The following is a 24,421-nucleotide window of genomic DNA, read 5'->3' as shown; positions in this document are numbered from 1 at the left end:
GGTCAACGGCACTCGGCGAAGGCGTCGGCCAGCTGCTGCATGAAGCGGGGATAGCCATCCGGACCGAGCGGCACCTGTTCACCGACTTCGTCCAGCAACAGCACCTTGGCGCCGGTATTGCGGGCGACCGACTCGATCACCGCCGGCGAAAACTGCGGCTCGGCATAGATGCAGCTCGCTTTTTTCTCTTCCAGCGCCTTGCGGATCTCCACCAGAGTCTTGGCACCGGGGCGTCGCTCCGGGCTCACGGTGAAGTGGCCCTTGGAGCTCATGCCATAGTGGCGCTCCCAGTAGCCATAGGCTTCATGAAACACGAAATAGCCCTTCTGGTTCACCGCCTTCATCTGCTCGGCGATCACCTTGTCCTTGGCCTCCACCTTGGTCTTGAAGGCGAGCAGATTGGCGCGATAACGCTCGGCGTTGGCAGGATCCTGAGCGCTCAGAGTTTCGCTCAGGGCATTGGCGATGACCAGCGCCTGGGTCGGACCCAGCCAGATGTGGGGGTCGACGCCCTCGTGGTGGTGCCCCTCATGACCGTCGTGGTCATGGCCTTCATGCGCTTCGTCAGCGTGCTCTTCATGACCGACCTGCTTGCTGTAGTCAAACAACGGCATCCCTTCGACCCGGGTCAGGGTCAACACATGGAGATGTTTGGCCAGCGGCTTGGCCATGAAACCTTCCAGCTCGGGGCCGACCCACACCACCAGATCGGCCTCGTTGATGCTGCGAATATCAGAGGGGCGCAGGGAGAAATCGTGGGGCGAAGCGCCGGTCGGCAGCAACACCTTGGGCTCGCTCACGCCGTCGGTGATGGCGGCGGCGATGAAACCCAGCGGCTTGATGGTGGTCAGCACCTCGAGGGCGCGGACAGGCAGACTCACCGCCAGCAGGGCAGTGATCAGGGCAAGAATTCGCATAGAGATCTCGTCAGGAAGTGTGTGTGTGATAATATAACAAACCAACGTTATTGTTATATTATAACTCTCACAGGCTGTAAACCCCGGAGCTGTCATGACCCAACTGGTGGAGCTGAAAGAGGTCTGTCTTTCATTTGATGGACGACTCGTGCTCGACAAGGTCTCCTTTACCCTGAACAAAGGCAAAATCACTACCCTAGTCGGCCCCAACGGGGCAGGCAAGAGTACCCTGAGCAAGCTGGTACTGGGCCTGCTCACGCCGGATTCGGGCCAAATCACCCGCAGCCGCGACCTGCGGGTCGGCTATGTGCCCCAGCGCCTCTATCTGGATCCCACCCTGCCGCTGACGGTGCGTCGCTTCCTGCAGCTTGGCAAGAATGGCCGCCTCTCCATCGAGGAGGCACTAAACCGGGTCGGTGCGGAAGATCTCTTGGACAACCGGATGCAGAAGCTCTCCGGCGGCGAAATGCAGCGGGTCCTGCTGGCCCGCGCCCTGCTGGTCAAACCCGAGCTGCTGGTGCTGGACGAACCGGTGCAAGGGGTGGACATCAACGGCCAGATCGAGCTCTACGCCCTCATCAGCCAGCTGGCCGCCGAGTTCAACTGCGCCGTGCTGATGGTCTCCCACGATCTGCATCTGGTGATGGCCAGCACCCACGAGGTGATCTGTCTCAATCGCCACGTCTGCTGTCACGGCGAACCGGAGAGCGTGGCCCGCCACCCCGAGTTTGCCCGTCTGTTCGGCCGACCGGAGCAGGAGGTGCTGGCGGTCTACACCCACCATCACCACTGCGACGGCGAACACCATCATCATGAACCGCAGGCCCCCGTCATTCGCCTGCCCTCCCGCAATCAATAACGTACCCGACAGGATCATCAAGTGGACAGCTTTCTGTTATACGCCCTCGCGGCCGGCCTCGGCATCGCCCTGCTGGCCGGCCCCCTCGGCAGTTTCGTGGTGTGGCGCAAGATGGCCTATTTTGGCGACACCCTCTCCCACGCCTGCCTGTTCGGCATCGCGCTCGGCATCCTGCTGCAGGTGGATCTCACCCTGGCGGTGGTGGTCTGCTGCCTCGCCATGGCCATGCTGCTGGTGATCATGAGCCGCAACCAGCAGGTGGCCACCGATACCCTGCTCGGCATCCTGGCCCACAGCGCCCTGTCGCTCGGTCTGGTCACCTTGAGCTTCATGGACAACGTGCGGGTGGATCTGATGGCCTACCTGTTCGGTGACCTGCTCTCGGTGCAGCCGATGGACTTGATCTGGATCTACGGCGGCGGCGCCCTGGTGCTGCTCACCCTGTGGCGGCTGTGGGATCCCCTGCTCTCCATGACCATCTCGGAGGAGCTGGCCCGGGTGGAAGGGGTGAGGGTCGATGTGCTGCGCTGCGTGCTGATGCTGCTGATCGGACTGGTGATCGCGGTGGCGATGAAGTTCGTCGGGGCGCTGATCATCACCTCCTTGTTGATCATCCCTGCGGCAACCGCCCGCCGCTTCAGCCGGACACCGGAGCAGATGGCCGGCTTCGCCGCCCTCATCGGCTGCCTTGCCGTACTCGGCGGGCTGTTGCTCTCCTGGTATCAGGACACGCCGGCAGGCCCGTCTGTCGTGGTCTGCGCCACCAGCCTGTTCGTATTGAGCCAGTTCAAGAAAGCCTGAGCCTAAAGTGGCCTGACCCTTGTAATCAGGTCACTCCACATCCCAGCCCGTCGGTGGTGGTCTGTGCCACCAGCCTGTTTGTGCTGAGCCAGTTCAAGAAAGCCTGAGCCTAGAGAGGCATGCTCTGGCGTGTCTCCATCATCAGCCATTGGCGCAGCCGGCTGATGGCGGGTTCATGGGCCCGCGAGCGCTTGCAGGTGAAGTAGAAAGCATCCCCCGTCTCCAGCTGGTGTACCGGCAAGGCCACCAGCTGGGGATCATCCGGTCGCAGCATGTAGTCGTTCACGAATGCCACCCCCTGATCCCAGGCCGCAGCCTCCATCGCCAGCAACACATGGCTGAAGTGGTGCATCCGCGCCTCCGCCGGGATCACCAATCCCCCGGCCTTGGCCCAACGCTGCCAATCCTCTCCCCGCGCCTTGTAGATGGACTGCACCGACAGCAACGGCAGTTGCCAGATGGCGTCCGGCCACTCCCCCTCCACCTGTTGCAGCAAGCGGCGACTGCAGACCGGGAAGAGCCGCTCCCGGTAGATGAGATCATGACAATAGCCCCGACCGTGGGGCGAGACGGTGATGAAGCAGTCCGCCACTCGATCGGAGAGTTCGGGATCCTCCGCCACCATCTCCAGGCTGAGATCCAGCTCGGGATAGAGCTGGCGCAGCCCAGCCAGGCGCGGGATCAGCCACTTCACCGCAAACGAGCTGTAGACCGCGAGCCGCAGCCGCATCTCGCCGCCGCCACGCAGTTGCTCGCTGCTCTGGGCAATCTGGCCGAGCCCGGCGGAGATCCCCTCGAAATAGACCTCGCCCTGCGCCGTCAGCGACAGCAGCCGCCCCTGACGCAGCAGCAGCCGTTCCCCCAGAAAATCCTCCAGCAGGCGGATCTGATGGCTGACCGCGCTCTGGCTGACGTTCAGCTCAAGGGCCGCGCGGGAAAAGCTGAGCAGGCGGGCAACCACTTCGAAGTATTGAACGGCACGCAGGGGAGGCAGCTTCATTATCCAAAATTCTCATGCATGGTGATTTTTTATCATTTTACTGGATAACGAAGCGCGGGCTACCCTTCCCTCATCTGACGCAGGAGGTAGCATGAACGCAGTGGGGATCGGCATCCTTTATCTGGTGCTGGGTAATATGGTGGCAGTCTTTTCCGACGCGCTGGTCAAGGTGCTGGAGCCGGATCAGCCGGTATTTCAGTTTGTCTTCTTCCGCCAGCTCTCCGCCGCCATCCTGCTGACCCCCTGGCTGCTCTGGTCATGGCGTCGCAACCCGCCGGTGGCGCTCAAGTGGCACCTGCTGCGCGCCCATATCTGGGCCATCGGCGTCTGCCTGATGGTGATCGCCCTCACCCGGCTGCCGCTGGCCACCGCCAACGCCCTCTTCTATGCGGCGCCGCTGATGATGGTGCCACTGGCGGTGTGGCTGGCAGGGGAAGCGATCTCGCGCCAGAAGGTGCTGACCGCCTTCATCGGCTTTGTCGGGGTGCTGATCGTGCTGCGCCCCACCGAGGTGAACTGGGCGGCGCTGGCCGCACTCGGGGTAGCGCTCTCCATGGCGCTCAACAATCTGCTGATCAAGCGGATCCCGCTCCAGCAGCCCATCGCCCAGACCCTGTTCTTTACCAACGTGCTGAGCATGCCCTTCATCCTGGCGCTGGCCTGGTGGGAAGGGGGCGACTGGCAGTGGCAGATGTGGTGGCCCGCCTTCGGCTCTTCGGCGCTGATCATGGTCTATGCGGGGTTGTGCGTGGTGGCCTATCGCAAGGCGGAGGCGAGCAAGATCGCCTCCGCCGAGTACACCGGCCTGCTGATGGCGGTCGCCATCGGGGTATGGCTGTTCGATGAGCAGCCGGGCCTGCCGCTGCTGCTGGGGTGCCTGTGCATCATACTGCCGCTCATAGCCATGGCCCGCAGCAAGCCCAAACCACAGGCCGAACCGGCGCTCTAGCCAACGAGGGTCACCCCAGCAGCGGGGCGACCCTTTGTTGCAGATGGGGGACCACATCCTGCTCGAACCAGGGGTTCTTCTTGAGCCAGAAGGTGTTGCGCGGTGACGGGTGCGGCAGCGGCAACCAGGCCGGACCGTAGTCCGCCCAGCTGCGCACCGTCTCGGTCAGCGACCCTTTCGCCGCATCCCGCAGGTAGTGGCCTTGCGCATACTGGCCGATGAGCAGGGTCAGCTCGATGTTGGGCAGCAGCATCAATACCTTGTCGTGCCAGGTGGAGGCACATTCGGGGCGCGGCGGCAGATCCCCCGACTTGCCCTTGCCGGGGTAACAGAGCCCCATCGGCATGATGGCGATGCGGGATTCATCGTAGAAGGTGGCCTTGTCCACTCCGAGCCACTGGCGCAGGCGATCGCCGGAAGGATCGTCCCAGGGGATGCCGCTGGCATGCACCCGGGTGCCTGGCGCCTGGCCGATGATCAGCAGGCGAGCGTGCTCGCTGCCACGGATCACCGGTCTGGGCCCGAGCGGCAAGTGTGCCTCGCACAGGCGGCAGGCACGGATCTGTGCAAACAAACTGTCGAGTCGGTTCATGGGCCCGATAGTAACAGAGTTTTCCCCCGGATCCTGCTTGTGAAAGATTCAGCAGATACTTATTATGCAGCCACATTTGTTTAATTTAATAAACGGAGCGAAATGAAGAACTGGATGGGCACCGGCAGCGCGGCCCTCTCATTCGTGCTGTGGGGCATGCTGCCCCTCTATTACCAGTTCATGCCCGCGGTCAACATGTGGGAGCTGCTCTCCCACCGGGTACTCTGGTCGGCGGTGCTGCTGGGGATCCTGTTCCTCGTCGTCGGCTACCGGGTGCCCTGGGCGCGGCTGCGCAGCGAACCGCACCAGCTCGGCCTCATCCTGCTGGCCGGCCCCGTCATGTCCATCAGCTGGTGCATGTTCACCTGGTGCCTCACCACCGGCCAGGTGCTGGCCACCAGCCTCGCCTTCTTCATGACGCCGCTGTTCAACATCGTCTTCGCCGTGTTGTTCCTCAAAGAGAAGCTCACCCCGCAAAAACACCTGGCGGTGGCGCTAGCCCTGGCGGGGTTGGCCTACATGCTCTTTTCTTACGGCCAGCTGCCCTGGTTCTCCCTGGTCATGGGGGCCAACTTCGCCCTCTATGGCCTGCTCAAGAAGAAGGTGCACTATGACGCCGGCGTCAGCCTCTACCTCGAGGCGCTGGTACAGCTGCCCGTCGCCCTGCTGATCATCGGCGCTCTGGCGGTGAGCGGCGCCAGCCAATTTATGGCCGGTGACTGGACCGAGCGACTGCTGCTGATGGGCAGTGCCCCCGCCACCCTGCTGCCGGTGGGGCTGTTCTGCTATGGCATGATGCGCACCCGCATGAGCACGGTGGGTCTGCTGCAATATATCGAGCCCAGCCTCGCCTTCCTGCTCGCCATCTTCTGGTTTGGCGAGACGCCGGATCCGGTGAAATCGGTGGGGTTTGCCTTCGTCTGGGCCGGCCTGCTGGTGAGCCTGCTGCCGCTACACAGGCTCGGGCGCCATCTGCGCCGCAACGCCGACGCTCAGGGTCTGCCGCGGTAGGACTCCAGGATGGCGTGCCACTTGGGATCCCGGTCCATCTGCTCGGCGATGTCGTTCAGCCTGTCATGCAGATCGCTGCGGGATTTGGGCAACAGTATGTGGCGGGTATAGCTGGACTGGGCGAAGGGCGAGACGAACAGCTTGCCCTCAAAGGCGGGGTCGTGAGTAAAGAAGGTGAGCGCCGAGCCCGGCACCAGGGTCACGTCGATGCGGCCGCGCACCAGCAGGCTGAAGTTGGTCTTGACCTTCTTGGCATCCACCCGCACCAGATCGCCTCTGGCCGACGCCTCGTCGATCCCCTGATAGTGGTACCCCTCGATGCCGCCGAAGGTCATCCCTTTGAGCGAATCGGGCCCGCGATAGGTGACCGGTCTGTCGGCACTCGAGATGAGCTCGTTGGTATCGCGCATGATGGGAAAGGTCCAGAGGTAGCGCTCGCGCTGGGGATCCCCCACCCAAGCGGGATTAACCCAGGCCACCAGACCATCAAAGCCAGGATCCGACATCTCCAGCGCCAGTCTGGCACGATTCACCAGCCAAAGTTCCAGCTTGGGTTCTCCGCCAAGCTTTTCATTGAGATACTTGACCAGATCCCGGCTCAGACCGCTCTGCTCCCCGGTCATGAAAGGGGGGTGCTGATGATAGTCGTAGAGACGCAGCGTCTCGCCATGAGCCGATATCGACAGCAGACACCACAACCACCACCATGCTCGCATCGCACCTCCTTGGGCTGCTCTTGAGTGTGGCACAGAGAGATCGAATGAGAAAACCCCCTAGCGGCGCCAAACCAACTGCCAGCCCGCCCACCCGCCACTGGTTCATCTACATGGTGCGCACCGCCGGCGGCCTGCTCTATACCGGGATCAGCACGGATCCGCTCCGCCGCCTGCGCCAGCACCAGAGTGGCAAGGGAGCCCGCGCCCTGCGCGGCAAGGGGCCACTGACCCTGGCATGGCAGCAGGCCGTCGGTGAGAAAGGCACGGCGCTGCGCCTCGAATACCGACTCAAGCAGCAGAGCAAAGCCTTCAAGGAGCAGCTGATCAGCCAGCCGGAGCGCTGGCTCGCCTGCAGCGAATCATGGCTGGCCGCCGCCCGGCCACAGAAAAGGCCGCTGCATGCAGCGACCAGGGAAGGATCCGATAACAGGGAGTGTCAACGGTAGGCATTAACCTGCTTGCGCCGACTGCTAATGAGCCAGCAAACGCAAAAAAGGCCGCTGCATGCAGCGACCAAGGAAGGATCCGATAACAGGGAGTGTCAACGGTAGGTATTGGCCTGCTTGCGCCGACTGCTGATGAACCAGCACACCACCAGCAGCACCAGCAACCAGGGCGCCAGCTTGATGATGAGGGCAAACATGCCGGCCAACGCGCCAAACAGCACGAAGACGCCGCTCACCAGCAACATGGCCAGCACGGTGAATCCGGCCAGCGCCATGCCGACCAAGACCAGCATCAAGACGATAAATTCCAGCATGTTGTGCTCCTCACTGGGTTGATGCGGCCAGATGACCCGGGGTCAATCCAGCCAACGCTTCAATTCACGACGGGGCGGCATGATCAGCACCGCCAGCAGATAGATGGCCAGGGCCAGGGGCGGCATCAGGATCAGCGCCATCAGGGCCGCGACCCGCACCGTCACCCTGGAGAGCCCCAGCCCATTGGCGATGCCGGCGCAGACTCCGGTCAGCTTGCGATGGGCAAGATCCTTCGGCCAGGGCGTCATGGTTATGCCTCCACCTTTTGACCCTTGAGGCGGGCCAGTTCCCGTTCAATCTCGTCGTTCAGCTCCAGCTCGCGGAACTGGGCCTCCAGCGAGGGGTTCTGCCCCAGGGTTGCCGCCTCCAGCTGAGCTTCCAGCTGATCGACTCTGCCCTGAAAGCCGTCAAAACGGGCCATCAGCTCGTGCATGCGCTGGTTGTCCACCTGGGCACGGGCTCGCAGCCGGCTGTGGGCGGTCTGCTCGCGCAGGGTCAGCAGCTTCTGCTTCTCACGCGCCTCGGTCAGCTTGGCGGCCAGCCGCTCGCTGTCGGCGGTGAGCTGGGCCAGCACCTCGGCGACCCGCGCCTTGTCCTGCTCCAGCTGTTCGCATTTTTTGACCTCGGCCAGCTTCTCGGTCAGCGCGGCCCGGGCCAGATCCTCGCGTCCCTTCTGGATGGCGAGCTCGGCCTTGGCCGACCACTCCAGGATCTGGTGTTGCAACGCCTGCTGATGGCGCTCCAGCTGCTTCTGTTCGGCGATGACGCGGGCGGCCTGGGTTCTCATCTCGACCTGGACCTGCTCCATCTCCTCAATCATCAGCCGCAGCATCTTCTCCGGCTCTTCGCTCTTGTCGAGCAGGCTGTGCAGGTTGGCATTGATCACGTCGGTCAGGCGGCTAAATACGCTCATGGTCTGGCTCCTTGTTGATGGGATGGCTATCTCTTCCCATAACATTACAAGAGCCGTGCCAAAATTATTTTTCCTTTACTTACATATAGATGAGGTTTTATCAGATATTTTCAACACCGTCTTGGTGGCGAAAAATACCGATCTGGTGGTGATTTTCACCAATAAAAAAGGGAGCCAACGGCTCCCTCATGCAATCAGTGACAGGCTCAGGCGGCGCGGGTATGGCCAAGCTTGCTGTCCAGTTCGACCAGCTTGGCCTCCATCCGGCTGCGGCAGATTTCGGACAGCTCGCGGATGCCGGCGGCGCCATGCTCCTTGCTGCAGACAGGGGCCATCACTTCCAGCAGCACCTCGCCGTTGTCCCAGCGGTTGAGATCGATCTGGCCGAAGTAGCTGGAGCAGACGATGGGTACCACCGGCACCTCAGCCTGCACCGCGGTATGGAAGGCACCCGCCTTGAATGGCAGCAGGCCGCGCCCCTTGGAACGGGTTCCCTCCGGGAACATCCAGATGGAGGTGCCACGTGCCTTGATGCGATCCACCACCTGGCCTATGGTGCCGATGGCACGTGAGCGGTTGGAGCGGTCGATCAGCACGTTGCCGGAGAGCCAGAAGATGAGGCCGAAGAAGGGCAGCCACAGCAGGCTCTTCTTGCCCACCGCCACCACGCCGGGCTGCACCGCGCCGGTCACGGTGAAGATGTCGTAGTTGCTCTGGTGGTTGCAGACGTAGACGGCCGGTCCCACCGACTTCACCTCGTCGACCACCGTCACCCGGACCTTGAGGCCGATGAGCGGACATACGGCGTGATACATGCGGGCAAAGACATAGACGTTGTTGGGATGGCGCGGACGCACCAGGCACAGCAGCAGACCGAACAGGAACCAGAAGATGAGCAGCAGACCAAGCAGCAGCACACGGGCAATTTTGAGCATCGAACACCTCGGATTTTGACTCGGCGCAGTATACTGGTCCCCCTTTTAGCGAACAAGCGTTCGCCAGACAGAACCGACCACCCCTGCCGCTCGCCCCTCTGCCTTAAAACAGACGGCGGCTTGCCCCACCCGGCGTTGGCCGTTAGGATGTGGCCATCTTGATGAACGGGGCGAGCATGATTCACCAACAACGCGTGGCGAAACGACTCCTGCTGCTGGTCTGCCTGCTGGTACTCAATTGCGCTGCCCAGCCGCTGGCCCGGCTGGCCCTGCTCGATCACGCTCTCAGCTGTCAGGCTCTGCCCTCCTTCGTCACGGCCGACGACCAGGCCGACAAGGGCACGCCCACCAGCCCGCAGCCCAGCAGTTGCCAGCTCAACGGCAAGTGGCTGAGCGCCACCACCCTGCTCTGCCTCGAGCAACTGTTCTTTGCGGTGGCCCTGCTCATCGCGCTGCTGGCCCCGCTCTGGCGCTACACGCCGCCACTGCCGCCGCCACGGGCCGTGTCGCCCCCCGAACGACGACTTCACCTCACCCTCTGTGTCTGGCGGGAATGAGTTCAGCCGCGCTTTTTTCAGCCTGCTGTCATTCATTTTTTGCGAGACAACATCTATGTCAACTCTCTTCAAGGCGAGCCTGCTGCTGGGCTGCCTGCTGTGGCAATCCACTGGATTGGCCAGCGATACGGGCTGGCTCACCAGCCCCCAGAACGATCACGCCAAGGTCAGGCTGCAAGCCGACCGCAGCGTCCCTGACCAGACCCGCATCCTGCTCGAGGTGGCCCTCGAGTCCGGCTGGAAAACCTACTGGCGCAGCCCGGGTGAAGGGGGCATAGCGCCCCAGATCCTGTGGGAGCAGCCGGTCGGCAACTTCCAGTGGCACTGGCCCACGCCGCGCCCCTTCGAGGTGGCCGGGCTCAGCACCCAGGGCTATCAGCAACAGGTACGCTTCCCCCTGAGCCTGGACTCCCCCGCCGGGCAGCCGCTCAAGGGCACCTTGCGCCTCTCCACCTGCAGCAACGTCTGCATCCTGACCGACTACCCCTTCACCCTGGCGGTGGATGGGCAGGCGCCGGCCGGTTTCGACTTCGCCTGGGCCCAGGCCATGAGTACCTTGCCGCAAACGCTGCCCGCCGATACCCGGGTCGAGCTCGGCTACCAGCACAACCAGCTGCAGCTGCGCGCCGAGCGGGCAGAGGGCTGGCAGGCGCCTGCGCTCTTTATCGATGCGCTGGAGGGGGCCGAGTTCGGCAAGCCGGCGCTCGAGGTGAGCGGCAACACCCTGATCGCCCGGGTGCCGGTCAGCGACGGCTGGCAGGGGGATGCCCCTGACTTGCGTGGCCAATCCCTCGGCCTGTTGCTCGGCAGCGGTGATGAGGCCTGGCAGACCAGCGCCACCATCGCCGGGCCTCTCGCCCTGCCGGCCCCAGGCCAGCCTCTCATCTGGCTGCTGGGGGCGGCGCTGCTCGGCGGCCTCATCCTCAACCTGATGCCCTGCGTGCTGCCGGTGCTGGCCCTGAAACTGGGCACGGTGCTGCAGCAGCAGGAGCGCGAACAGCGACAGGTGCGCAAGCAGTTCCTCGCCGCCAGTGCCGGGATCATTGCCTCCTTCTGGGTGCTGGCGGCCATGAGCAGCCTGCTGCGCGCGACTCAGGGCGCCGTCGGCTGGGGGATCCAGTTCCAGAGCGCCGGCTTCATCGGCTTCATGGTGGCGGTGACCCTGCTGTTTTGCGCCAACCTGCTGGGCTTGTTCGAGATAAGGTTGCCCAGCAATCTCAATACTCGCCTCGCCACCAGCGGCGGCAAGGGGCTCGGTGGCCACTTCCTGCAGGGGAGCTTCGCCACCCTGTTGGCCACCCCCTGCTCGGCCCCCTTCCTCGGCACCGCGGTGGCCTTTGCGCTGGCGGCACCGCTCGGCCAGCTCTGGCTCATCTTCACGGCGCTCGGCCTTGGCATGAGCCTGCCCTGGCTGCTGGTGGCGGCCCTGCCGCGCCTCGCCCTCTGGTTGCCCAAACCGGGCCGCTGGATGGGGCGGCTGCGCATCCTGCTCGGGTTGATGATGCTGGGCTCCAGCCTCTGGCTGGCGAGCCTGCTTGGCAACCATCTGGGCAGCACGGCTACCGGCTGGCTGATGGCCGCCATGCTGCTGACGCCGCTGATCGGCATCCTCTGGCGCTATGGCATGCGCGGTTTCACGCTGGCCCTCTCCCTCTCGGCCCTCATCGGCGGCGCCCTGTTGCTGGGTGGCGCCCTCACGGCGCAGGGGGCGGGCAGCGTCGATCGCATCGCCTGGCAGCCGCTCACCGAGCAGGCCATCGTCGATGCGCTGGCCCAGCGCAAGCGGGTCTTCGTCGACGTCACCGCCGACTGGTGCGTCACCTGCAAGGCCAACAAGTACAACGTGCTGCTGCGTGACGAGGTGCAGAGCGCCCTGACGGCTCCGGACGTAGTGGCCCTGCGCGGTGACTGGAGCCGACCGAGCGACGCCATCTCCGCCTTCCTGCGCCAGCGCGGCGCGGCCGCCGTCCCTTTTAACCAGATCTACGGGCCCGGCCTGCCAGAGGGAGAGATCCTCTCTCCCCTGCTGGACAAGGCCGACTTGCTCGACGTGTTGCACCAGGCCGGCCTCGTCCGGACCGATGTCACCCATTTTTAAGGAGAATCCCATGACCCTGCGTACCCTGAAACTGCGCACCCTGACCCTCTGCACCGCCCTGCTTGCCGGCACCCTGAGTGCCCCCTTGTTGCAGGCGGCCCCCTTCACCCCGGAGCAGGAGGCGCGTATCAAGGAGCTCATTCGCGAGACACTGGTCGCCAACCCCAAGATCCTCGACGAGGCGGCCGAATCCTGGGAAAAACAGAACGCCGCGGCCCAGGAGGCCCAGCTCGGCAACTTCATCAAGGGCAATCAGGATGTGCTGTTCAACAGTGCCACCAGCCCGCGGCTCGGCGCCAAGAATCCCAAGCTGACCCTGGTGCTGTTCACCGACTACAACTGCCCCTACTGCAAGCAGTTCGATCCCCGCCTGACCAAACTGCTCGAGGCCTATCCCGACGATCTGGGGCTGGTGGTCAAGCTGCTGCCGTTCAAGGGGCAGAGCTCGGCCAAGGCGGCCCAGTACAGCCTGACCCTGTGGCAGCAGGAGCCGGCCCGCTTCCTCGCCCTGCACGACAAGCTGATGAGCAAGCAGGGGATGCTGACCGAGGCGGACATCAACAAGGCGCTGGCGGCCACCGGCAACACGGCCCTCAAGCCCGATGCCAAGGCCACCGAGGAGCTGCGCAACAGCCTTCGCATCGGTACCCTCCTGGGCGTGCAGGGCACCCCGGCGACGCTCATCGGCAACCAACTGGTGCCGGGCGCCCTCCCCTATGACGAACTGGAGCAGCTAGTCAAAGCCGAGCTGGCCAAGCGGAGCTAAGCCATGGCGGAGGATGCAGTCGTAAATGCCCCCCGCTGGCGCCGTTGGGGCAAGGAGGCGCTCTGGCTGCTGCTGATGGCGCTGGTCATCTCCACCCTGCTGGATCTGTGGCGCAGCCCCACCCTGCCGGCGGGGGCCATGGAAGCTCCCTTCACCCTGCAGGATGGCACCATCACCAGTCTGGCCGAGCAGAGCCGCGACAAGCCGCTGCTGGTCTACTACTGGGCCAGCTGGTGCGGGGTGTGCCGCTTCACCACACCGACCGTGGAGAACCTGTGGCAGGAGGGTGAAAACGTGCTGACGGTGGCGCTGCGCTCCGGCAGCGATGAGCAGTTGCGCGCCGGGATGGCGAAGAAGGGGCTCGCCTTTCCCACCCACAACGATGAGCGGGGAGATCTGGCCGCACGCTGGCAGGTGGGGGTCACCCCCACCTTCCTCGTCATCAAGGATGGGGCGCTGGTGAGCAGCACCACCGGCTGGAGCTCGTGGCTCGGGCTCAAGGCCCGCCTGCTGTGGGCCGGCTGGTAATCCAGTCAGCCCAGCAATGTATGCAAAGAGCCCGGTATCACGACCGGGCTCTTTTTCATCTGAAAGCTGACAAGCCTATTTCGTGGGCGCCATGGCGCCCTGACCGAGCCGCCCCCTGGCGCTGGCCCGCTCGGCCTCGTCGAGTACCCCGTCCCCGTTCTTGTCCATCCGGGTGAAGAGGGCCTCATGGCGCGCCATGAACTGCGCCTTGGTCGTGTCCTGCATCGGCCTCATGTTGCCCATGTTTCCCATCTTGCCCGGCATGGCCTGGCCGGACTGCTGCATCGCCTCGTGCATCTTGGCCATGGCGGCCTCTCTCTCGGCCACCGACAGGGTGCCATCCTTGTCGGTGTCCTGCCGGGCAAAACGCTGCTCGGCTCTTTCCATAAACTGGGCCTTGGTGATGTCCCCCTTGATGAACATCAAGGGCTCGTCGATGCTCTCATCGGCGGCGATGGCAAGGCCGCCCAGCAGTACCATTGGCAGAAGATAAAATTTGAGCATGGCTGTCCATTCCTTAGTAAGGGTCTCGGCCCGACCGAGGCCTGCTGAAGATCGCCAGGGCAACGCCCGGCGCCTCCTGTAGTGTAGCCCCGGTACCACCCCCTACCGGGAGGCAGATCGCAAGGTGCACCGACCGCGCTTCCCCCTGGTTACTTTTCTTCCTATTCATGGCGATGGCCGCCTGTTTACGTTAAAATGTCGGGTTTTTGCCGAGCCTGGTTTGCCAAGATCCCCGCCGCCAGGCCAGCGCAGGGTCAATTCCACGATGCCAGTGAGGCAGGATCCGTCATGAACAACTACTTCCGGGTGTTGGGCGTCAAGTCCAACGCCAGTGAAAACGACATCAAAAAAGCCTATCGTCGGCTGTCGAACCAGTACCACCCCGACAAACTGCACGGGGCGAGCGAAGAAGAGAAAGAGCAGGCAGCCCTCAAGCTGCACCAGGTAAAGCAGGCTTATGAAGTGCTGTCTGATCCGAAACAGCGGGCCGCCTTTATCAAGGATTTCAACAACGTCATCGTGACCGATCCCGCTGCTGCCATGCAGGAGATGTGGGACCAGTTCTACCCCTGAGCCACCAGGCAAGAAGAGCGACTATGCAAAAAAAATGGGACCAGGCACGGCTCAAGGCCCTGCAAAGCGATGCAAGTGAAAACATCGAATCCTACCGGGATCAGGACGACCCCAAGGGGCTCGAGCAGTTCACCGACCAGATGAAAAGCCTGCTGCTGGCCGACATGAGCATGCTGGAGTTCATGCCCGAATACCTGCCGCTCGCCCTCTATGGTCGGGTGCAGTTCCCGGCCAAGGCCAAGGGGCAGTGGAACAAGTGGCTTGCGAGTGGCGAGCAGCCGAGCTGGGACGAGTTCAAGGTGAGCGTCGGCTTCAACAACGCCGCCCTGCCGCTGGTCAAGGCGGTGCGGGCCCAGAGCGAAGATCAGCTGATGGAAGCCTGCGCCGTGCTGTTTCTGCTCGACAACCCTCTGCCGCGCGGCAGCCACCGCGGCGATGACGACTACGATCTGCGCGACGAAGAAGAGGAAGATGGAGAAGATGCCGACGCCGACTACCACGGCGGCAGCGACCGCTATGGCGACGACCAGGGCGAGCAGGATATGTACGACGAAGTCCGTTTCTAATTGGGGCAAGGCATGAGCAACAGTCTGATAGAAATTACCGCCATCGAAATCAAAGAGCTGGCCGTCATCGAGCCGAAGCAGGCCAGCGAGAAGTTCGAGCTGATCGCCAAGACCATGTCTGACGACCAGCTGGCGGAAGTCATTGAAAATATTGATATCGTCACCCTGACCCAGATCAACGGCCAGCACGACATCTCCTTCCCCTCCATCATCTCCGAGCTGATGACCCCGGAGCGGATCCGCGACATCGTCTGCCAGCAGCCGCTCTACTGGGAAGAGGCGATCAAGAACAACGCCGACGAGCTGCAACAGCACACCTTCGACTTCCTCAACTACCTGATCCGCACCCAGGATAGCGAAGCCAAGCAGCGCGAGATCCTCGAGTGCGTGGCCGAAGATCCGGCCGGTCTCTTCTACCTCGCCATCCCCTTCATCGAGTTCTATCGCGGCGATCGCTATGAAGAGGACGAAGGCTATCGCGACGTGCTGCACGCCGAAGAGGAAGATCTCGAAGAGTCCCTGCGCTACAGCGAGCGCCAGCAGAGCGAGGATGTCCACGACTACGCGCTGGATGACCCGCGCAGCCTCTTGATGCTCATTCGCGAGCTGGCCCCCGAGGTGGAGAAAGCCATCAAGGCGCTGCTGCGCAATGAGCACTCGACCTGGGACGGCATCATCAACAAGTTTGCCGCCGAGCTGGTGATGCAGGCCAAAGAGAAGAACAAGGTCGAGGAAGACGAGTACGGCGACGTCGACGACATGTTCAGCTTTCTGGATTAAGGAGCCTATTCATGCAGTTAGTCATTCGCGATGCCAACCAGGGCCCCTTTCTGACCCAGGTGCTGCGCTTTGGCCACGACAATGAACGTTTGACCGCGCAACAGCTGGCCGCCATCAAGGGCAAGGCGGTGCTGATGAGCCTGAAATTCGCCGACAAGTACTACAACAAGTACAAGATGCACCTGCTGGAGCAGGCCGCCCACGACGTCATCGGCGTGGTGAGCCTCGGCCTGCAGGAGCTCTCGGCGCGGGACCCGGCCAAGGCGCTGGCGCTGCTGCAGGCGCCGGAAGGCCCCATCAAGCCGTTCCAGAAGGGCTGGTCGATGCTCATCACCGTCAGCCCCAAGCAGGCTGGCAACAGCCTCTACGGTGACGTGGATGCCCGCCTGCTGGACAAGATCTCGAGCCCGCCCGATGTGGAGGAGTGGCAAGGGTGGCAGGAGTACGAGAAGGCGCTGACAGAGCACAACAAGAGCCGCCTGATGGGGCTCATCGACCAGCACTTCTTCGCCTGCGAGAGCGACCACCCCACCATGGAGGACAAGCTGGCCGAGGCGCTGCTCTACCGCATCCTCTGCGGCAAGGGCAGTGGCGCCGCCCCGCTCAAGGTGAAGCAGGATCTCAAGCGCAAACTGGCGCGGGAGATTGAGCTCGACGAGGGCTGGTACGACACCGACTACCTCGCCGCTCAGCTCGCCCTGATGCTGAGTGCGCTGCCCGCCGACATGGCCGCCGCCCTGCGTCAGGAGCTGAGCCCGGGCTTTGTGCCGAACCTGCTGCACACCCTCGGCTTCGTGCGCCAGTACCAGCAGCTGCAAAAAGAGGACGCCTCGCCGGAGAAGCTCGACAACATGGAGATGCGCGCCGGGATCCGCCACCCCCTGCTCGGCTGGCCCCTCTACCACGACTTCTGATGACGGGCTTTCCCCTTCACCCTGTCACAACGCCCGGCTTGCCGGGCGTTGTGCTATCAGGCATTCCACGGGCAGCAGAAACCCTGGCTATTACAGCCGCCCTTGGCAGAAAACTACCCCGTAAGCGTCATTGGCCACATTTTTGACATGGATATAATGACTCCCCCATACAAGCCGCAGGGGAGCAAGGCCGTGAGCAGAAAGCCCGACAGGATCACCGCGATGCAGCAGATCATCGACGCCGTGAAAGCGGAATTTCCGCTCTACCAACCGGATACCTTCAAGTGCGGGCCGGACAACACCTGTATCGGCTGCCCCAAGAAGCTGATGGAGCTGGTGGATACGGACCTCTGCTACTGGCAATATCAGATCGATCGCGGCATTCCGCCCTCCTTCGACGAGATCCAGCGCTTCGGCAAGCTGTGCAAAAACATCCGCCGGGCCCTGGTGCGCAATGGTCGCATCCCCGCCTGAGCGCCCCATCGCAGCCAGGACTAAGACCCCCGCCGGCAACATCTGAGAGGTACTGAGCATGACCCAGGAGAGGATACAGAGCCGCTACACGTTAAGTGGCCCCCTTGCCAGCCGCGCCGAGCTGGAGCAGGCTATCGCCCAAGCCATCGAGGCCCACAGACAGGACTTCTTCCCCCTGCTGGAGCGACTGGTGGATGTGGGTGACAGCCGGGTCAAGCTCAGCCAGAAAGATCCACTGCGGGTACTGGAGGTAGAACTCGACGAGGCTAACACCGGCGGCAGTGCGCGCCTCAACTACGAGTCCAACTTCGCCGAGAGCTGCCGGCTTATCGACGAATATGACCAGCACCAGACCAGCGTGGCTTTTACCCTCAACGGGGATCAGCTCGTCTTCGATCTTGAGCTGCCCATTGCCTGGAACTTCGACAACTAGGGCCACTCTACGCCTTCGCCCGGCGCCCAGCCCATCACAAGAAAGGAGCCTTGCCGGCTCCTTTTTCACTGACTCACCGCATCGCGCGGCTCGTCCCGCCCTCTGCTTCACATCTCAGGTGAGGTAGTTCAGGTGAGATAGTAACGCCACGACCGGACCGGTTCGGCGAAACCGACCCGGATGCAGAAGGGCGCCAACTCGTGATTGGCCTGCTCCAGGCTGAGGGTCTGGTGGGCATCTTCCTGGCACCACTGCACGAACTCGCCGCTGTTGAAGCTGTAGTGATCCCCGTGAAAGACTCCGTGGGCCTCGATCAGCCCGATGGCTTTCTCTGTTTCCATGATTGGCCTCCCGGCATTGTGCTACACCCTTCAAGCTTAGCGAGCAGAGCGATGAGCGCGACGCTATCGACATTTGTCAGAAGCACCGTGGTAGCCTGTTTTCACCCATAGATGACCATACTGCGCTAGTCAGATTCTGGCCCTGAAGACAGCTATCCCTGATAGTTCACATCTGACATCAGCAATCTCGCCTGCTTCACGCAAAATCAACGATTCCCAGCTGTTTGGCCATAGCCAGCTCGTTGCGCTCAACGATCTCCTCCACTACCTTGCCCTCAGCATTGAACCTGAAATAGGTCAAGGCACTCCAGGTCACATCCTTACCGGTGACATCAAACCCTTTCCAGGTATTTGAGCCTTTCGCTACGTGGGTCAATGCAACGAATACCTCATCTTCCGAGCTCATTATTTTTTGAAAGGTGGTCTCAATGGACTCATACCGTTCGACCACACAGGCGGACAATGACTCTTTGAATTGCTCAAGCGTTGTAATTGGCTCTGCACAGTCAGGCCTGAATATACATAAATCATCCGAAAAATACTCACTCACTCTCGCAACATCCTTGCCATCCACGCAATATTTGAAATAGTTGATAACTGTGTCGACGTTCTTGTTCATAAATGATTCCAACCTTATTAATTGACTTTGAATTTAACTAGGAAATATGATGCATAGAATATCTGTGACTGCCAGGGCGCCATACTACAAACATGGCAAGTGATGATAAATGCAATAACAGGAAATCTCTTTTACAAAATCAGGAATAATCCATGGATAAATGGACTGAATACGAGGTCTTTGTGCAGGTTGTCGAATTGGGGAGCATCAGCAAGGCCGCCGATACACTGAGTTTGTCCAACCCTGCCGCCAGCAGGCATCTGGCTTCGCTGGAGCAGCGACTCAATGCACGGCTCGTCGAGCGAACGACCCGACGCCTGTTTGTCACCGAAATAGGCGAGCACTTCTATACCCGCTGTAAAACAGCGCTGAATGAGATGCGAGAAGCCATTGATGAAGTCAACATCAAAACAGGAATGCCAACCGGGATCTTGAAATTGACGGCCTCGCTGTCACTGATGCTGAATGTCATCTCCCCCTTGATCCCCAAATTCATGGCTAAATATCCCGGCATTCAGGTCGAGCTGATCGCCAATAATCGCTATCTGGATATTATCGAAAACAATATTGATATCAGTATTCGCTCACGAGAGGTAGAGCCGGACTCCAGTCTTGTTATTCAGCCATTGGCAGTAGCACCACGTATTCTGGCGGCCTCTCCCGAATATATTGAGCGTTATGGCGACCCGCAGACGCCGCACGATCTGACAAAACATCAGCTGTTGCTCTACAGCCACCACAATCCCAAAGAGCTGATCATGATGAATGGCTCGATAAAATTACGGGTGCCAACCACCCCTACCATTGAGTCCAACGATGCCCAAATCCTGCTCGCCAATGCCAGAAACGGAATGGGGATCCTGGCACAGCCTGTTTATGCCATTTATGACGAGCTACGCAGCCAGCGTCTTAAACCTGTGCTCACCGACTGGCGATTACCCGATCTATCCATCGGCATGGCTTATGCGAATAGACTCTTTATCCCGTCCAAGACCAGAGTATTTATCGAATTTATCAAGGAGGAGTTTCAACAGTTCGATTATGAACAGTGCTGGCGCGAGGCATTATCTTGCTGACCCTGTTGTCCTCCCCATAATGGCTTATTACCGGTTATCCGGTCTCGGTGGGCGCTATCTGGAAACCGTCCGCGCGCTATATACTCAAGGCCTTGTGAGCCCGGCTCACCACGATAAGGAGATATGACATGTATATGTTTTTGCCCTTCTTGCTGGCATTGATAACGGGGATCAGCATCTTGATGAACAAGCGAGGAGCCTCCTATCTGCTTTGGGCCCTGTTGCTGGTAGTGACCCTGCTCTCCTTTATGCACCATGTGACCGACCCGCTCACCCTCTCGTTCTAGGAGCCCGCCATGAGCCTTTCGACCTCCTCAACAGCCGCGAAGAGTGACCTGCCACAACTGCTCGATACGTTGGGGCTGGCCGGCATCTGCCTGACCCTGATCGTGGCCTTCTATTACCAGCTCTATCTGGCCGAACTGCCCTGCCCCTTGTGTTTATTGCAGCGGGTCGGCCTTGTGGTCGCCGGTTTCGGCTTTATGTTCAACCTGCAATTTGGCGCAAAAGGGGCCCACTACGGCATAGTGATTATCGGCGCGCTGACCACCGCCATGATCGGCGCCCGGCAGGTGCTGCTGCATATTCTGCCCGGCGATCCCGGCTATGGTTCCACCTTTCTCGGGCTGCACTTTTATAGCTGGTCGCTGATCACCGCTCTGCTGATCATATTGGCCGTCGCCCTGATATTGATGGTGCGGGACGGGCTCGCTATTGCACTGCCCAAGCTGGATCTGGCGCGCTGGGGGCGTATGGCCTCCCTGCTGTTTGTCTTGCTGATTGCGGCAAACCTGATCTCTACCGTACTGGAGTGCGGCGCAGGACAGTGCGCCGATAATCCCGTCGTCTACGAGCTGCTGAGCCTGCGCTAACAACCCTCAAAGGTGGCGGACAGTCCGCCACCTTTTATGGCCGTCTTATATTACCGAAAGGGGCAGCAAGCGCGACGCATTGCACTCACTGGAAATCTTCATACCTCGCCAATCAAACCGGCGGCCTACTGCCTCGTCATGAATAAAACATGACGCTAATCGGTCACCACACATACCCGTTTCAGCAGCCGATGGAGAAATATGGGCTGCACCAGCGTCAGCGCTATCACCAGCCAGGCCAGGGTAGCCATATTGCCCAGGTGACCATCGACATCGGTCAACAGCATCGAAGAGACGACGGCGGCCGAACCGCTGAATATATGCTGGAAGACATTCTGCAATGACATGAACCCTGCTCGTTCCCCGGGCTCTGCAACCTGGCTAGTCACCGCCGCAGCGGTAATCGTCCGTGTCGACGTCACCACCATGAACAAGGTAAAAACAACAATGGTCGGCAACAAGGGGGAACCCAGGAAACCATCCCAGACAATGGCGATAATCAATCCTCCCAGCCACATGGTGACGTGCATTGGGCCAACCCGGTCCATCCAATAGCCCCCCAACTGCATCGCAAGTACGCTGACCACGCCGCCCATGACATAGTACTGACTCATGTCGCCGCGAGGCACACCGAGGTTGAACTGGAAATAGGTGGCCATGTTCGGGACAATCAGGAAGGTACTGAAAATGGCCAACCCGATTGCCATAAATGCATGCCACACCACGGCGCGTTTCAACATCCCCGTGATTGAAAAGACCTTCTGCTCTCGCCCCAGGTGAGCAGTCATATTCGGCAGCCGCATAAATACCAGCACGCTGGCGCACAAGCCCAATCCGCCAACGGCATAAAAAGGGGCGCTCCACCCTTTCAACATGGCCAGCTCCAGCCCCAGGGGGACACCGGCAATGGCAGACAACGAGAAAGCCCCCATCACTATCGCCATCGCTCGACCACGTTGTGGTACTGGCGTCGCATCCACGACGATCGCCATCGCTATCGACGTTGCCGGACCGGCAAATATGCCGGCCAGCAAACGGGTAAAGAACAGGCTTTCCATATTCCACGCCAGCGCGCATGCCCAGGTGGACAGGGTGACCCCCAGCAATGAGAGCAATGCCACCTGTTTTCTATCAAATCGATCAATATATCTGGCACATAATAAGGATGATAATGCGGCGGCCACTGCATACCCTCCCCCCAAATATCCTATATAGGTTGGGCTGATATCTAGCGCACAAGATAAATCAGGCCCAAGTGGCATAATCATCATAAAGTCCAAAGCACTCACCAATTGGATAAAGGCGGCCAGCCAGACACACCCCATATCCATAACTGCACCGTTAGAATGAGGTTTATTACCTGATTTGTTTTTTTCTGATGTCATAGTGTTCGCGCTCAATATTTGGAGGCAGACAGCATACCCCCTACCATCCTCTATTTTTATCCTTTAGAATGGCACAGACTGTTATCATATCAGGGACAATAAATGCGCACCGGCCTGGACTTTACCTCATCAAGGATATTTATTGCCGTGGTTGAACAGGGCAGTTTTGTCGGCGCATCCAAGACCCTTGAAATACCTACCTCAAACATCAGCAGGAGTATTGCTCAGCTGGAAGAGAGACTGTCACTTCAGCTTATTGAACGCAGTACTCGGCATATGAAACTCACCCAGGCGGGCCAGCTGCTCTATTCCCGAGTAAAACCCTTGCTGGAATCACTGGAGCAAACCGAGGCTGAATTGACATCACAGCAGATCCAGCTGAAAGGGCCACTGCGCCTGTGCATTCCCAATGAAGCCGGCCCCAGACTGCTTGGTACTGCGATAGCGGACTTTGCCTGCCAGCATCCAGAAATAAAGATCAGCTGTATTACCAACCTGTCAGGATTTGAGACATTAAGGGAAGATCTGGATATAGCCGTCATCATTCACAGAGGAAAGCTGGATGACAGCGATTATATCGCCAGCCATCTGACCACCATTCCCTGTACCGTGGTTGGTTCCCCTGCTCTTATTCAGCGATGCGGGCTTCCCAACCACACGGCCCAGCTAAAGGATCTCCCCTGCATCACCACGGTGAGCGCCCTGAAAGGCATGCCTTGGCAGTTCGCTCGTCCCGACGCTGAATTTTCCACCGTTCAGGTCAATGAACACTATCGGGTCAATAGTGGTGAACTGGCGCTAAAGGCAGCAATAGCCGGGGTCGGGTTTGCCATTCTGGCCAAGGTCTCTTGCCAAGCATTTATTGATGATGGCAGCTTGGTCGAAATTGAACTTGAGTTACCCGCCGCCCCATTGCAGTTGTTTGCTGTTTATGCAAACCGCCAATATCTACCGGCTAAGACGCGCGTATTTATTGATTTTATACGGCAAAACATCATGAGTTATCAGTAGCTAAAATCGGTAACGTCTCACCAGGCTGACTTTTCGAGACACCAAAATGGTGAACCAACCAGATTCTATCACTCAAGCATGCTTCACTAATCCAACCTGCGCACCTCACCCTGACCCTCTCCCAAAGGGAGAGGGAACCAGCGCCTGCCAACCTGTAGCCATAGATGTCACGCATTCCAAAAATGCTGCGGTCTGGGCTCCCTTCTCCCCTTGCGGGAGAAGGGTCGGGGATGAGGGGGAGCAAGCCATCGACAACTAGTAGAGCGTTAAATCAAGCAGGAGCGCGTAGGGTCGATTAGCGAAGCGTAATCGTCCGCACCGCAATCTCAGTAGCTATGGACATAGAGAAGAGACCGGCTGGAGAACCAACTGAATAGCGGCAACCTGTTTTCGCGTTCGTCTGATGACTCTTCGCCATCAGACCCGCGGCTCTTTCACTTTAAGCCACGCTCTGCTGAGAAATTCAGAAATTCTACCGTTAATTACCGTGTGTATATCGTCTCTGTTTACTCCTGGTGCATCATTACAAATAGCTTGTGCCAGTTTATTTAATTGAGCAGAGCATGGAGAGAGAAAAACAAAATGACCGGCATTGTGTATTACCTGAAATTCTTTTTCTGCAGCCAACGTGGTGGCTAGCTCCCTGGCATTTTCTTTCCAAGAAAGCTCTTCATCCTGATCACCAGTAAAAATAAGGGTAGGGGCAATCACTCTTCTGAGTGAGCCGGGAGCGAATGCCATACTCACCGGAGCCATGAAAACCCATGCCTTTATCCTAGAATCGGGGTGCACAACTAGACCAGGATGATCATTTATTATCACCCCTTTGCTTGAACATATGGCGTTCGTGTCATATTTACGACAATAACTCTCATAGCGCCCTGCATCAATATCCCCTCCTCTCAACAACAATCCTGTTGCTCCACCGGCAGAGAAACCAATAAACGCTATTTTATCTTTATCAATATATTTGGCTAGTTCAACATCATTGGTCGCAGCAGTAATGACGGCAGATATTTGTAATGGACGACCATACCAGGAGCTAATGGCCCCAGCCCCAGTCTGATCCTTGTAGTTGTCACCAGGGTGTGTGAGGGTGATAACAATATTTCCCTGCCGAGCCAGAGTCGTGGCAAGGTCATGATGACTCCATAAACTACCGGCGTTACCATGTGAGATCACTATGACTGGATAGCGCCCTGGTATTATATTCAGCGCCTTTTGTGCCGCTATTTGATAAGGGCCTATCGTACTTGGTGTCTTTTCTGCGGCCACACCGGGATAGAAATATACGGCATCCATAGGCTTTCTACCTACAGGATCAGTCACTATAAGACGCTTAAACCCTGTATATTCAGCCGATGCGACGAAGGATGGCAAGGCACTACACGTACATATTGCACAAAGTAAAAAATAACGAAAAAGAAGCCTCATCAGATATCCTTTCTGATCCAATCGACACAGGGACGA

The 24,421-nt window shown here is 59.9% G+C and carries 32 protein-coding genes; 19 read left to right on the top strand and 13 right to left on the bottom strand.

Features of this window, described 5'->3' with window-relative positions; all coding sequences use genetic code 11:
- Positions 1-2: 2 nt before the first annotated feature.
- Positions 3-917 (bottom strand): zinc ABC transporter substrate-binding protein ZnuA, encoded by a 915-nt coding sequence (znuA, locus tag AB5Y81_RS08805; RefSeq protein ID WP_019838978.1) that lies wholly within the window; start codon positions 915-917, stop codon positions 3-5.
- Between the two features lie 94 nt (positions 918-1,011).
- Between znuA and znuC the strand changes: the two genes are divergently transcribed.
- Together znuC and znuB are read left to right on the top strand one after the other, a co-directional pair.
- Positions 1,012-1,776: a zinc ABC transporter ATP-binding protein ZnuC gene (gene znuC / locus AB5Y81_RS08800; protein ID WP_019838979.1), complete on the top strand. Its 765-nt coding sequence runs from the start codon at positions 1,012-1,014 to the stop codon at positions 1,774-1,776.
- A gap of 21 nt (positions 1,777-1,797) precedes the next feature.
- Positions 1,798-2,577, top strand: coding sequence for a zinc ABC transporter permease subunit ZnuB (znuB, locus tag AB5Y81_RS08795; protein ID WP_010636072.1), 780 nt, complete (start codon positions 1,798-1,800; stop codon positions 2,575-2,577).
- Between the two features lie 109 nt (positions 2,578-2,686).
- Here znuB and AB5Y81_RS08790 read toward each other — a convergent pair whose 3' ends face one another.
- Positions 2,687-3,577 (bottom strand): LysR substrate-binding domain-containing protein, encoded by an 891-nt coding sequence (locus AB5Y81_RS08790; protein ID WP_017778342.1) that lies wholly within the window; start codon positions 3,575-3,577, stop codon positions 2,687-2,689.
- Positions 3,578-3,668: 91 nt separating this feature from the next.
- Here AB5Y81_RS08790 and AB5Y81_RS08785 point away from each other — a divergent pair, with 91 nt between their 5' ends.
- Positions 3,669-4,526: a DMT family transporter gene (locus AB5Y81_RS08785; RefSeq protein WP_005305226.1), complete on the top strand. Its 858-nt coding sequence runs from the start codon at positions 3,669-3,671 to the stop codon at positions 4,524-4,526.
- Between the two features lie 10 nt (positions 4,527-4,536).
- On the opposite strand, the gene AB5Y81_RS08780 is transcribed toward AB5Y81_RS08785, so the two are convergent.
- Positions 4,537-5,118: a uracil-DNA glycosylase family protein gene (locus AB5Y81_RS08780; RefSeq protein WP_017778343.1), complete on the bottom strand. Its 582-nt coding sequence runs from the start codon at positions 5,116-5,118 to the stop codon at positions 4,537-4,539.
- Positions 5,119-5,220: 102 nt separating this feature from the next.
- Here AB5Y81_RS08780 and rarD point away from each other — a divergent pair, with 102 nt between their 5' ends.
- Entirely contained in the window at positions 5,221-6,129 is a 909-nt protein-coding gene (gene rarD / locus AB5Y81_RS08775; RefSeq protein WP_017778344.1) for an EamA family transporter RarD, read from the top strand.
- On the opposite strand, the gene AB5Y81_RS08770 is transcribed toward rarD, so the two are convergent.
- A complete protein-coding gene (locus AB5Y81_RS08770; RefSeq protein ID WP_005305238.1) occupies positions 6,111-6,845 on the bottom strand; it encodes an ABC transporter substrate-binding protein in 735 nt (244 codons plus the stop codon). The two genes, rarD and AB5Y81_RS08770, sit on opposite strands and share 19 nt — an antisense overlap.
- A 44-nt stretch (positions 6,846-6,889) precedes the next feature.
- Here AB5Y81_RS08770 and AB5Y81_RS08765 point away from each other — a divergent pair, with 44 nt between their 5' ends.
- The gene (locus AB5Y81_RS08765; protein ID WP_017778345.1) at positions 6,890-7,291 is read left to right on the top strand and encodes a GIY-YIG nuclease family protein; all 402 of its coding nucleotides are present in this window, start codon (positions 6,890-6,892) and stop codon (positions 7,289-7,291) included.
- A gap of 95 nt (positions 7,292-7,386) precedes the next feature.
- Here AB5Y81_RS08765 and pspG read toward each other — a convergent pair whose 3' ends face one another.
- The 4 genes from pspG to AB5Y81_RS08745 all read right to left on the bottom strand — a co-directional run bounded on the left by pspG (position 7,387) and on the right by AB5Y81_RS08745 (position 9,454).
- Entirely contained in the window at positions 7,387-7,605 is a 219-nt protein-coding gene (pspG, locus tag AB5Y81_RS08760; RefSeq protein ID WP_010636066.1) for an envelope stress response protein PspG, read from the bottom strand.
- A 42-nt stretch (positions 7,606-7,647) separates the two neighbouring features.
- Entirely contained in the window at positions 7,648-7,854 is a 207-nt protein-coding gene (locus tag AB5Y81_RS08755; RefSeq protein ID WP_005305247.1) for a PspC domain-containing protein, read from the bottom strand.
- A 2-nt stretch (positions 7,855-7,856) separates the two neighbouring features.
- Positions 7,857-8,519 (bottom strand): phage shock protein PspA, encoded by a 663-nt coding sequence (gene pspA / locus AB5Y81_RS08750; RefSeq protein ID WP_017782532.1) that lies wholly within the window; start codon positions 8,517-8,519, stop codon positions 7,857-7,859.
- A 206-nt stretch (positions 8,520-8,725) separates the two neighbouring features.
- Positions 8,726-9,454 carry a 1-acylglycerol-3-phosphate O-acyltransferase gene (locus AB5Y81_RS08745; protein ID WP_124249303.1) on the bottom strand — a complete coding sequence of 243 codons (729 nt, stop codon included), beginning with the start codon at positions 9,452-9,454 and terminating at the stop codon, positions 8,726-8,728.
- Between the two features lie 176 nt (positions 9,455-9,630).
- Here AB5Y81_RS08745 and AB5Y81_RS08740 point away from each other — a divergent pair, with 176 nt between their 5' ends.
- Genes AB5Y81_RS08740 through AB5Y81_RS08725 form a run of 4 tightly spaced genes read left to right on the top strand, consistent with a single transcriptional unit; the run spans position 9,631 to position 13,403 of the window.
- Positions 9,631-10,011 (top strand): hypothetical protein, encoded by a 381-nt coding sequence (locus AB5Y81_RS08740; protein WP_106553716.1) that lies wholly within the window; start codon positions 9,631-9,633, stop codon positions 10,009-10,011.
- Between the two features lie 55 nt (positions 10,012-10,066).
- Complete coding sequence (locus AB5Y81_RS08735) at positions 10,067-12,109, top strand: protein-disulfide reductase DsbD (protein ID WP_279485254.1); 2,043 nt, start codon at positions 10,067-10,069, stop codon at positions 12,107-12,109.
- A 10-nt stretch (positions 12,110-12,119) separates the two neighbouring features.
- On the top strand, positions 12,120-12,875 hold the full coding sequence (locus AB5Y81_RS08730; RefSeq protein WP_279485253.1) for a DsbA family protein: 756 nt from the start codon (positions 12,120-12,122) through the stop codon (positions 12,873-12,875).
- 3 nt (positions 12,876-12,878) lie between these two features.
- Complete coding sequence (locus tag AB5Y81_RS08725) at positions 12,879-13,403, top strand: thioredoxin domain-containing protein (protein ID WP_279485252.1); 525 nt, start codon at positions 12,879-12,881, stop codon at positions 13,401-13,403.
- Between the two features lie 75 nt (positions 13,404-13,478).
- On the opposite strand, the gene AB5Y81_RS08720 is transcribed toward AB5Y81_RS08725, so the two are convergent.
- A complete protein-coding gene (locus AB5Y81_RS08720; RefSeq protein ID WP_017765349.1) occupies positions 13,479-13,907 on the bottom strand; it encodes a hypothetical protein in 429 nt (142 codons plus the stop codon).
- Between the two features lie 288 nt (positions 13,908-14,195).
- On the opposite strand from AB5Y81_RS08720, the gene AB5Y81_RS08715 reads away from it, so the two are divergent.
- The 6 genes from AB5Y81_RS08715 to AB5Y81_RS08690 all read left to right on the top strand — a co-directional run bounded on the left by AB5Y81_RS08715 (position 14,196) and on the right by AB5Y81_RS08690 (position 17,647).
- Positions 14,196-14,480: a DnaJ domain-containing protein gene (locus AB5Y81_RS08715; RefSeq protein ID WP_005305278.1), complete on the top strand. Its 285-nt coding sequence runs from the start codon at positions 14,196-14,198 to the stop codon at positions 14,478-14,480.
- A 23-nt stretch (positions 14,481-14,503) separates the two neighbouring features.
- Complete coding sequence (locus AB5Y81_RS08710; protein ID WP_042006165.1) at positions 14,504-15,046, top strand: hypothetical protein; 543 nt, start codon at positions 14,504-14,506, stop codon at positions 15,044-15,046.
- A gap of 12 nt (positions 15,047-15,058) precedes the next feature.
- On the top strand, positions 15,059-15,826 hold the full coding sequence (locus AB5Y81_RS08705) for a hypothetical protein (protein ID WP_005335887.1): 768 nt from the start codon (positions 15,059-15,061) through the stop codon (positions 15,824-15,826).
- An 11-nt stretch (positions 15,827-15,837) separates the two neighbouring features.
- Entirely contained in the window at positions 15,838-16,740 is a 903-nt protein-coding gene (locus AB5Y81_RS08700) for a hypothetical protein (protein WP_279485251.1), read from the top strand.
- 222 nt (positions 16,741-16,962) lie between these two features.
- Positions 16,963-17,214, top strand: coding sequence for a hypothetical protein (locus AB5Y81_RS08695; protein ID WP_010636053.1), 252 nt, complete (start codon positions 16,963-16,965; stop codon positions 17,212-17,214).
- 58 nt (positions 17,215-17,272) lie between these two features.
- The gene (locus tag AB5Y81_RS08690; RefSeq protein WP_279485250.1) at positions 17,273-17,647 is read left to right on the top strand and encodes a hypothetical protein; all 375 of its coding nucleotides are present in this window, start codon (positions 17,273-17,275) and stop codon (positions 17,645-17,647) included.
- Positions 17,648-17,775: 128 nt separating this feature from the next.
- On the opposite strand, the gene AB5Y81_RS08685 is transcribed toward AB5Y81_RS08690, so the two are convergent.
- Together AB5Y81_RS08685 and AB5Y81_RS08680 are read right to left on the bottom strand one after the other, a co-directional pair.
- Complete coding sequence (locus AB5Y81_RS08685; RefSeq protein ID WP_017765356.1) at positions 17,776-17,988, bottom strand: hypothetical protein; 213 nt, start codon at positions 17,986-17,988, stop codon at positions 17,776-17,778.
- Between the two features lie 196 nt (positions 17,989-18,184).
- Positions 18,185-18,607 (bottom strand): ester cyclase, encoded by a 423-nt coding sequence (locus AB5Y81_RS08680; RefSeq protein WP_017778357.1) that lies wholly within the window; start codon positions 18,605-18,607, stop codon positions 18,185-18,187.
- Between the two features lie 152 nt (positions 18,608-18,759).
- Between AB5Y81_RS08680 and AB5Y81_RS08675 the strand changes: the two genes are divergently transcribed.
- From AB5Y81_RS08675 to AB5Y81_RS08665, 3 genes are all read left to right on the top strand, one after another.
- Positions 18,760-19,683, top strand: a complete 924-nt coding sequence (locus AB5Y81_RS08675; RefSeq protein ID WP_021467954.1) for a LysR family transcriptional regulator — start codon at positions 18,760-18,762, stop codon at positions 19,681-19,683.
- 128 nt (positions 19,684-19,811) lie between these two features.
- Positions 19,812-19,970, top strand: a complete 159-nt coding sequence (locus AB5Y81_RS08670) for a DUF5993 family protein (protein WP_010636050.1) — start codon at positions 19,812-19,814, stop codon at positions 19,968-19,970.
- A gap of 9 nt (positions 19,971-19,979) precedes the next feature.
- The gene (locus AB5Y81_RS08665; RefSeq protein WP_279485249.1) at positions 19,980-20,555 is read left to right on the top strand and encodes a disulfide bond formation protein B; all 576 of its coding nucleotides are present in this window, start codon (positions 19,980-19,982) and stop codon (positions 20,553-20,555) included.
- A 155-nt stretch (positions 20,556-20,710) separates the two neighbouring features.
- Here the strand turns inward: AB5Y81_RS08665 and AB5Y81_RS08660 are convergent, their stop codons facing one another.
- Complete coding sequence (locus AB5Y81_RS08660) at positions 20,711-21,955, bottom strand: MFS transporter (RefSeq protein ID WP_279485248.1); 1,245 nt, start codon at positions 21,953-21,955, stop codon at positions 20,711-20,713.
- An 87-nt stretch (positions 21,956-22,042) separates the two neighbouring features.
- Between AB5Y81_RS08660 and AB5Y81_RS08655 the strand changes: the two genes are divergently transcribed.
- Positions 22,043-22,951, top strand: a complete 909-nt coding sequence (locus AB5Y81_RS08655; RefSeq protein ID WP_268037553.1) for a LysR family transcriptional regulator — start codon at positions 22,043-22,045, stop codon at positions 22,949-22,951.
- A 417-nt stretch (positions 22,952-23,368) separates the two neighbouring features.
- On the opposite strand, the gene AB5Y81_RS08650 is transcribed toward AB5Y81_RS08655, so the two are convergent.
- Complete coding sequence (locus AB5Y81_RS08650; RefSeq protein WP_241658658.1) at positions 23,369-24,385, bottom strand: dienelactone hydrolase; 1,017 nt, start codon at positions 24,383-24,385, stop codon at positions 23,369-23,371.
- Between the last annotated feature and the right edge of the window lie 36 nt (positions 24,386-24,421).

Source organism: Aeromonas sp. s2 (assembly GCF_040907935.1).
GTDB classification, from domain to species: Bacteria; Pseudomonadota; Gammaproteobacteria; order Enterobacterales; family Aeromonadaceae; genus Aeromonas; species Aeromonas dhakensis.
Note: the sequence above shows the minus strand (reverse complement) of the source record. Positions and strands in the feature narration are given on the sequence as shown.

What these genes read in the sequence shown, in the direction of transcription:
- znuA (WP_019838978.1), bottom strand. Translation starts at nt 917, where the DNA reads ATGCGAATTCTTGCCCTGATCACTGCCCTGCTGGCGGTGAGTCTGCCT.
- znuC (WP_019838979.1), top strand. Translation starts at nt 1,012, where the DNA reads ATGACCCAACTGGTGGAGCTGAAAGAGGTCTGTCTTTCATTTGATGGA.
- AB5Y81_RS08790 (WP_017778342.1), bottom strand. Translation starts at nt 3,577, where the DNA reads ATGAAGCTGCCTCCCCTGCGTGCCGTTCAATACTTCGAAGTGGTTGCC.
- AB5Y81_RS08785 (WP_005305226.1), top strand. Translation starts at nt 3,669, where the DNA reads ATGAACGCAGTGGGGATCGGCATCCTTTATCTGGTGCTGGGTAATATG.
- AB5Y81_RS08780 (WP_017778343.1), bottom strand. Translation starts at nt 5,118, where the DNA reads ATGAACCGACTCGACAGTTTGTTTGCACAGATCCGTGCCTGCCGCCTG.
- rarD (WP_017778344.1), top strand. Translation starts at nt 5,221, where the DNA reads ATGAAGAACTGGATGGGCACCGGCAGCGCGGCCCTCTCATTCGTGCTG.
- AB5Y81_RS08770 (WP_005305238.1), bottom strand. Translation starts at nt 6,845, where the DNA reads ATGCGAGCATGGTGGTGGTTGTGGTGTCTGCTGTCGATATCGGCTCAT.
- AB5Y81_RS08765 (WP_017778345.1), top strand. Translation starts at nt 6,890, where the DNA reads ATGAGAAAACCCCCTAGCGGCGCCAAACCAACTGCCAGCCCGCCCACC.
- pspG (WP_010636066.1), bottom strand. Translation starts at nt 7,605, where the DNA reads ATGCTGGAATTTATCGTCTTGATGCTGGTCTTGGTCGGCATGGCGCTG.
- AB5Y81_RS08755 (WP_005305247.1), bottom strand. Translation starts at nt 7,854, where the DNA reads ATGACGCCCTGGCCGAAGGATCTTGCCCATCGCAAGCTGACCGGAGTC.
- pspA (WP_017782532.1), bottom strand. Translation starts at nt 8,519, where the DNA reads ATGAGCGTATTTAGCCGCCTGACCGACGTGATCAATGCCAACCTGCAC.
- AB5Y81_RS08745 (WP_124249303.1), bottom strand. Translation starts at nt 9,454, where the DNA reads ATGCTCAAAATTGCCCGTGTGCTGCTGCTTGGTCTGCTGCTCATCTTC.
- AB5Y81_RS08740 (WP_106553716.1), top strand. Translation starts at nt 9,631, where the DNA reads ATGATTCACCAACAACGCGTGGCGAAACGACTCCTGCTGCTGGTCTGC.
- AB5Y81_RS08735 (WP_279485254.1), top strand. Translation starts at nt 10,067, where the DNA reads ATGTCAACTCTCTTCAAGGCGAGCCTGCTGCTGGGCTGCCTGCTGTGG.
- AB5Y81_RS08730 (WP_279485253.1), top strand. Translation starts at nt 12,120, where the DNA reads ATGACCCTGCGTACCCTGAAACTGCGCACCCTGACCCTCTGCACCGCC.
- AB5Y81_RS08725 (WP_279485252.1), top strand. Translation starts at nt 12,879, where the DNA reads ATGGCGGAGGATGCAGTCGTAAATGCCCCCCGCTGGCGCCGTTGGGGC.
- AB5Y81_RS08720 (WP_017765349.1), bottom strand. Translation starts at nt 13,907, where the DNA reads ATGCTCAAATTTTATCTTCTGCCAATGGTACTGCTGGGCGGCCTTGCC.
- AB5Y81_RS08715 (WP_005305278.1), top strand. Translation starts at nt 14,196, where the DNA reads ATGAACAACTACTTCCGGGTGTTGGGCGTCAAGTCCAACGCCAGTGAA.
- AB5Y81_RS08710 (WP_042006165.1), top strand. Translation starts at nt 14,504, where the DNA reads ATGCAAAAAAAATGGGACCAGGCACGGCTCAAGGCCCTGCAAAGCGAT.
- AB5Y81_RS08705 (WP_005335887.1), top strand. Translation starts at nt 15,059, where the DNA reads ATGAGCAACAGTCTGATAGAAATTACCGCCATCGAAATCAAAGAGCTG.
- AB5Y81_RS08700 (WP_279485251.1), top strand. Translation starts at nt 15,838, where the DNA reads ATGCAGTTAGTCATTCGCGATGCCAACCAGGGCCCCTTTCTGACCCAG.
- AB5Y81_RS08695 (WP_010636053.1), top strand. Translation starts at nt 16,963, where the DNA reads ATGCAGCAGATCATCGACGCCGTGAAAGCGGAATTTCCGCTCTACCAA.
- AB5Y81_RS08690 (WP_279485250.1), top strand. Translation starts at nt 17,273, where the DNA reads ATGACCCAGGAGAGGATACAGAGCCGCTACACGTTAAGTGGCCCCCTT.
- AB5Y81_RS08685 (WP_017765356.1), bottom strand. Translation starts at nt 17,988, where the DNA reads ATGGAAACAGAGAAAGCCATCGGGCTGATCGAGGCCCACGGAGTCTTT.
- AB5Y81_RS08680 (WP_017778357.1), bottom strand. Translation starts at nt 18,607, where the DNA reads ATGAACAAGAACGTCGACACAGTTATCAACTATTTCAAATATTGCGTG.
- AB5Y81_RS08675 (WP_021467954.1), top strand. Translation starts at nt 18,760, where the DNA reads ATGGATAAATGGACTGAATACGAGGTCTTTGTGCAGGTTGTCGAATTG.
- AB5Y81_RS08670 (WP_010636050.1), top strand. Translation starts at nt 19,812, where the DNA reads ATGTATATGTTTTTGCCCTTCTTGCTGGCATTGATAACGGGGATCAGC.
- AB5Y81_RS08665 (WP_279485249.1), top strand. Translation starts at nt 19,980, where the DNA reads ATGAGCCTTTCGACCTCCTCAACAGCCGCGAAGAGTGACCTGCCACAA.
- AB5Y81_RS08655 (WP_268037553.1), top strand. Translation starts at nt 22,043, where the DNA reads ATGCGCACCGGCCTGGACTTTACCTCATCAAGGATATTTATTGCCGTG.
- AB5Y81_RS08650 (WP_241658658.1), bottom strand. Translation starts at nt 24,385, where the DNA reads ATGAGGCTTCTTTTTCGTTATTTTTTACTTTGTGCAATATGTACGTGT.